The organism is Actinosynnema sp. NPDC023658 (assembly GCF_040639995.1).
Lineage (GTDB): Bacteria > Actinomycetota > Actinomycetes > Mycobacteriales > Pseudonocardiaceae > Actinosynnema.
Genome location: NZ_JBFAAX010000372.1, coordinates 1 through 5691, shown reverse-complemented (window position 1 = coordinate 5691; position 5691 = coordinate 1). Strand labels below are relative to the sequence as shown.

6 protein-coding genes are annotated in these 5691 nt (G+C 71.3%); 2 read left to right on the top strand and 4 right to left on the bottom strand.

Features of this window, described 5'->3' with window-relative positions:
* Positions 1 to 61: 61 nt before the first annotated feature.
* Complete coding sequence (locus AB0G02_RS26690) at positions 62 to 2197, bottom strand: discoidin domain-containing protein (RefSeq protein WP_360798715.1); 2136 nt, start codon at positions 2195 to 2197, stop codon at positions 62 to 64.
* A gap of 186 nt (positions 2198 to 2383) precedes the next feature.
* Between AB0G02_RS26690 and AB0G02_RS26685 the strand changes: the two genes are divergently transcribed.
* Complete coding sequence (locus tag AB0G02_RS26685; protein WP_360798712.1) at positions 2384 to 3298, top strand: DUF1996 domain-containing protein; 915 nt, start codon at positions 2384 to 2386, stop codon at positions 3296 to 3298.
* Positions 3295 to 3843: a DUF305 domain-containing protein gene (locus AB0G02_RS26680; RefSeq protein WP_360798709.1), complete on the top strand. Its 549-nt coding sequence runs from the start codon at positions 3295 to 3297 to the stop codon at positions 3841 to 3843. The genes AB0G02_RS26685 and AB0G02_RS26680 overlap by 4 nt, the downstream gene beginning before the upstream one ends.
* On the opposite strand, the gene AB0G02_RS26675 is transcribed toward AB0G02_RS26680, so the two are convergent.
* The 3 genes from AB0G02_RS26675 to AB0G02_RS26665 form a co-directional block, all read right to left on the bottom strand.
* Complete coding sequence (locus tag AB0G02_RS26675; protein ID WP_360798706.1) at positions 3840 to 4187, bottom strand: hypothetical protein; 348 nt, start codon at positions 4185 to 4187, stop codon at positions 3840 to 3842. The genes AB0G02_RS26680 and AB0G02_RS26675 overlap by 4 nt on opposite strands.
* Position 4188: 1 nt before the next feature.
* Positions 4189 to 4899 carry an SDR family oxidoreductase gene (locus tag AB0G02_RS26670; protein ID WP_360798703.1) on the bottom strand — a complete coding sequence of 237 codons (711 nt, stop codon included), beginning with the start codon at positions 4897 to 4899 and terminating at the stop codon, positions 4189 to 4191.
* A 99-nt stretch (positions 4900 to 4998) separates the two neighbouring features.
* Positions 4999 to 5691 (bottom strand): LysR family transcriptional regulator (locus AB0G02_RS26665; protein ID WP_360798700.1); only part of this gene is annotated, 693 nt, incomplete at its 5' end.

Sequence of the window (5691 nt, the reverse complement as noted above, 5' to 3'; positions counted from 1 at the left end):
CCTCGGCGCGCGCGAAGCCGGTGAGTCGGGGAGCGCCCCGACTCACCGGCCGTCTTCGCGATCAGCGCCGGTAGACGCCGAGCTCGTAGAGCGAGTAGCCCCACCCGGTGCCGCGCTGGGTGGCGTTCAGCCGCACGTACCGACCGGTCGCGGTCACGTCGATCGAGTCGACGCCGCCGTTGCCGGTCGTGGTGCCGTAGACCGACCGCCAGGTCGTGCCGTCGTCGGACACCTGGATCTCGTACGCCTTGCCGTAGGCGCCCTCCCACACGAGCTGGACGTGCTGGAACGTGGTCACCGCGCCGAGGTCCACCCGCAGCCACTGCGGGTCGGCCCAGTCGGTCGCCCAGCGGGAGCCCGCGTTGCCGTCCACGGCGTTCGACGGCGGGAACGGCGCACCGTCACCCACCTGCTGGTAGGACGAGGCTGTGACGGGCTTGTTCAAGGCCACGTCGGTGCCGGCCGGCTGCGGCGCGACGACCCGCACGGAACGGGTCTCGATGCCGATGTTGCCGCGGCCGTCCTCGGCCATGACGTACACCTTCCACACCCCGAGCCGGTCGGGCGCGGTCACCGTCAGGCGGTTGCCGTTGACCTGCACCGGGGTGCTCGCCAGACCACCGCTGTTGTCGATGTACTTGCTGTTGAACGCCGCCGACCAGGTGATCGGGTCGCCGTTCGGGTCGCTCGCGGCCACGTCGACGGCCAGCTGCGCGCCCGCCGGGACGCTGGTGGGCAGGTTCATGGCGGTGATCACCGGCGGGGTGTTGGCGGGCGTCGCGCCGCCGAACGCCTTCTGCACCGCGTAGAACGACAGCCGCTTCTTGCCCGCCGGGGTCAGGTTGAACCACACCGCGCCGAAGTCGTACTCGGTGCCGTAGTGGAACAGCGTGCCGCCGAACGACACCCCGGTGTGCCCGGTGATGCACTCCCACGCCCGCGTGTACCCGTCGCGCTTCTGCACGTCCGTCGGCTCGCTCGGCACGCCGTTGACGTCGTTGGGCACCTCCCACTCACCGGCCGGTCCGGCCTCGGTGAGCAGGTACGGCTTGGTGTAGCCGCCGTTGATCCAGTCCTGCCGGACCTGGCAGACGTTGCCGTAGGAGTTCACCGAGTACAGGTCGAGGTCGGGCGCGTGCGCCTTGAGGTAGACCCACGCACCGGTCCACGCGTCGGTGTTGGTGACGGGGTGGTTGGTGTCGATGGCGTGGATGGCGCGGGCGGCCTCGTTGACGTACTTGGCGTAGGCGACGCGCTGGTTCTCCAGCTCGGTGCCCGAGAAGCAGTTCTGCATGCCCAGGATGGACTCGTTGCCGACGTTCCACATGAGCACGCCGGGGTGGTCCCTGTAGGTGGTCACCCACTGCCGGATGGTGTTCAGCATGTCGGTCTTGTAGGTGGTGTCGGTGACGTAGTTGACGCAACCGCCGGAGCCGGGGCCGCCGCCGGGCTGCAACCAGAAGCCGTTCATCACCTTGATGCCGTTGGCCGCCGCCGCGTCGAGCAGCGGCTTGGTGGAACCGTCGGTGCCCCACGTGCGCAGGGTGTTGACGCCCATGGACTTCAGCTCCGGCATGTACCGGGCCGCGTCGGCCGCCGGCGGACCCCAGGTGAGCCCCTTCACGGTCCACGGCAGGCCGTCCACCACGAGCTTCCAGTTGCCCTGGGAGCCGGTGACGTGCACGCCGGTGCCGGGCGTGGGGGTGGTGCCCTGCGTGCCGTAGACGCGGAACTCCCAGAGCGAGTAGCCGTAGCCGTTGGCGCGCTGGGTGCCGTACAGGCGGACGTACCGGCCGGAGCCGGTCACGTCGATGCCCTGCCTGCCGCCGGTCCCGGAGGCCGTGGTGTGGACGGTGGTCCAGGTGGTGCCGTCGGCGGAGACCTGGAGCTGGAACGACTTGGCGTAGGCGGCTTCCCAGTCCAGCTCGACGCGGCTCAGCGTCGAGGTGGCGCCCAGGTCCACCCGCAGCCACTGCGGGTCGCTCCACGCGCTCGCCCACCGGGTGCCCGCGTCGCCGTCGACGGCCGCCGACGCGGGCGTGCCCGCGCCCTCGGTCGAGGACGCCGTGGCGGGCTTGCCCTGGGACAGCAGCACGGGCGCGGCGTTCGCCGTGCCCGGGACCAGCACGACCCCTATGAGCAGAGCGAACCCCAGAAGTGTGGCGACCGCCGTGCTGGCGGATCGGAGGCGGTACATGGCGTCTCCTGCCGGATTGTCGGATCGAGGTGCGGGAGAGCGCTCTCTCAACCCGGCTCGAAGTGTTGCGAACCGAGGACGGATCTGTCAACGACGGCCCTCTTGACACCCGGGTGGGGTAGCGGGCAACCTCTTTTGGGAGAGCGCTCTCCCAGCCACGTCCCGCACGTCGGCAGGAGGACAAGGATGTCCAGAACACTCCGCGCGCTGACCGCCACTGCTGCGGTCGGCCTCCTGGCGACCGTACTGACGGTCGCCACCCAACCGGCCCAGGCCGATGATCTGGTCACGCACCACGAGTTCCAGGCGAACTGCTCGGTCACCGCCCACCGCCCGGACGACCCGATCGTCTTCCCGGGCCTGCCCGGTGCGTCGCACATGCACACGTTCCTGGGCAACAGCTCGACCAACGCGAGCAGCACCACCACCTCGCTGAAGGCCGGGCAGACGAACTGCAGGACGCCCGACGACAAGTCCGCCTACTGGTTCCCGTCGGTCTACAACGGCGACCAGCTGATCGTGCCGGACTTCCCGCAGGTCATCTACTACAAGTCCGGCATCCTGCGGTACCAGGACGTCCGGTCGTTCCCGGCCGGGATCCGGTTCGTGGTCGGCAGCCCGACCGCGACGCAGGACGAGTTCCGCACCGCGCCCGGCGCGGTCGAGGGCTGGGAGTGCGGCAACAGCTCGCACAACTGGGACTTCCCGTCCTACTGCCCGCCGGGCACCCAGCTCAACGTCCGCTACCAGGCACCGAGCTGCTGGAACGGCCGCGACCTGGACTCCGCCGACCACAAGTCGCACATGGCGTACCCGGACCGGGCGACCCTGGTGTGCCCGGCCACGCACCCGGTGCCCGTGCCGATGCTGGAGTTCAAGATGGCGTTCCCGGTGTCGGGCGACATGTCTCGCGTCCGGCTCGCCAGCGGACGCGGGTACACGTGGCACTACGACTTCATGAACGCCTGGGACGCACCCACATTGCAGGCGTTGGTCAGCCACTGCGTCAACGGAGGTCTCCAGTGCGATCCGCGCGGGTTCGACCAGTACAAGCCGAACCGGGGCGCGGCCCTCGGTCCGGACTACCGGTTGCCTCGGTGAGGACGACGTCCCCGGTCACCCCAGGGCGCCTTCGGGCGCTCTGGGGTGTCCCCCTGCTGCTGGTGGCGGCGTGCTCGTCGGCGCCGACCGCGACACCGCCGCCGGTGCCGACGCCGGTGTCCTCGTCGCCGTTCAACCCCACCGACACCGCGTGGATCCAGCTGATGATCCCGATGGACGAGCAGCTGCTGCCCGCGCTGGACCTCGCGCCGCCCGAGCTCGCGCCGTTCGCGGCCGAGCTGCGCTCGTCGCACGAGCAGGAACTGGTGCGGCTCAAGCGGTTGCGGGAGCGGGCCGGGTTGCCCGACGACAACCCGCACGCGGGTCACCAGATGCCCGGCCTGGTGTCGGAGGCCGACCTCGCGGGGCTGCGCATGGACCCGTCCGGATTGACCGCGAAGCTGCGCGAGCACCTGGAGCAGTCGGCGTTGCTGGCGCGCGGCGAACAGGACAGCGGCGCCGACCAGGAGACCCGCGAACTCGCCGCGTCGATCGGCACGACCCGCGCCGGCCAGTCCGCGCGACTGGCGGAGGTGGCGCTCTAGTCGAGCCTGGACACCTGGTAGTGGCTGATCAGCCCGTCCCGCACGACCACGCCGAGGTGCACCGGCAGGACCGGCCGGTCGACGAACGAGAACTCCACGTCGAGGTAGCCGAGCACCACTCCCTCGGCCAACTCGCGCGTCTCCACGACCTCGTACCGCGCGGCCAACCCGAGCGGCTGGGAGGCGTAGTAGTCGGCCACCACCTCGCGACCGACCCCGTACGGGCGCAGGCCCTGGAAGATCGCGTCCTCGGTGAACAGCGCGGCGACCTCGTCGGGCCGGTGCGCGCCCACCGCGTCCCGCCACCGGTCCATGACGTCCCGCAGGACCTCGTCGGCGCGCACGTCAGTGGCCCGCGCTCTGGCCGCCGTCGACGTGCAGGACCTCACCGGTGACGAAGCCGGCCTGTTCGAGGAAGGTGACCGCGTCGACCACCTCCCCGATCTCACCGAGGCGGCCGACCGGGTGCAGCGCGGCGAGGAAGTCGTGCGTCTCCGGGGCGTGCATCGGCGTGCGGATGACGCCGAGCGCGACGGCGTTGACCCGGACGTCCCTGGTCGCGTACTCGATCGCGAGGGACTTGGTGACCGCGGTCAGGCCGCCCTTGGTCAACGCCGCCAGCGCCGCCGGGACCTGGGACAGCGCGTGCTCCACCAGGGTGGTGGAGAGGTTGACCACGTGACCGCCCTCGCCCCGGGCGAGCATCGCCGCCACCGCGCTGCGGGTGATGTCGAAGAAGCCGCGGAGGTTGGTGCCCGCGACGGTGGCGAAGTCCTCGTCGGTGTACTCGGTGAACGGCTTGGCGACGAACACCCCGGCGTTGTTCACCAGCGTGTCGACCCGGCCGAACCGGGTGAGCGCTTCCTCCACGACGCGGGCGCCATCACCCGGCTGTGACAGGTCGGCCCGCACCGTCAGCACTTCGGGGTCGTCCGGCGCGTCGATCGAGCGGGACGTCGCCACCACCGAGTAACCGAGCTTGCGATAAGCCGGGACGAGGGCGGCGCCGATCCCCTGGGACGCGCCGGTGATGATCGCTACCTTCTGGGTGGACATGTCCGGTACCCGCTTTCCGGGGAGTGGTTCGACTGACGGTTCGATCGTGCGCGCGAGCGGGTTCACGTGCCACGACTTGTTCCCTCCCTCGTGGGAGGTTCAGCCTCCGAGGGGTCGGTGGGGGTCGTCCGCGGGCAGCCACACGCCGTCCCGGCGCAGACCGAGGTCGCCCACGTCACGCGTGACGGCGTCCGCGACGGCCAGCACGGAGGGCCGGACCTCGTCGTCGCGGCGGACCAGCGACCACGTCCACACCACCTCCGGGTCGACCACCGGCCGGCGGACGAGGTCCGGCGGCAGGGGAGCGGTCTGGCCCTTGGGGGAGTTGAGCACCGGTGTCGTGCACGCCCGCACGTGGTCGAAGAACGCCGGCCCTGTGACGGCGCCGTTGTGGATGCGCACCACGCGCGCGCCGGTGTCGCGGGCGAACTCCTCGGCGAACCGGTTCCACGACGACCAGGACGTGACGTCGTCGTCCACGAGCACCGTGGTGTCCGCGGCCCGCACCGGGCCGCTGTCCGTGCCGGTCGACACGGCGTACAGCCGGTCGGCGCCGAGCAGCCGCGCCACCAACCCGTGCCGGGCGAGGTCGGCGGCGCCGACCCAGCACACGGCCAGGTCCAGGCTGCCGTCCGCGACCCGGGCCGCCTGCGCGTGCGACGGCACGACCCACGTGTCCACGTACACCTGCCCGACCCCGGCCGTGCGCGCGGTCAGGTCCGGCGGCAGCCAGTTGACGTAGCCGATGCGCACCGGGTCGGCCCCGGAGAGCTGCTGCGCCCGGCGCCGCAG

Excerpts from the sequence above, each read along its gene's own strand:
- AB0G02_RS26685 (WP_360798712.1), top strand. The coding sequence starts at position 2,384 with ATGTCCAGAACACTCCGCGCGCTGACCGCCACTGCTGCGGTCGGCCTC.
- AB0G02_RS26690 (WP_360798715.1), bottom strand. The coding sequence starts at position 2,197 with ATGTACCGCCTCCGATCCGCCAGCACGGCGGTCGCCACACTTCTGGGG.
- AB0G02_RS26670 (WP_360798703.1), bottom strand. The coding sequence starts at position 4,899 with ATGTCCACCCAGAAGGTAGCGATCATCACCGGCGCGTCCCAGGGGATC.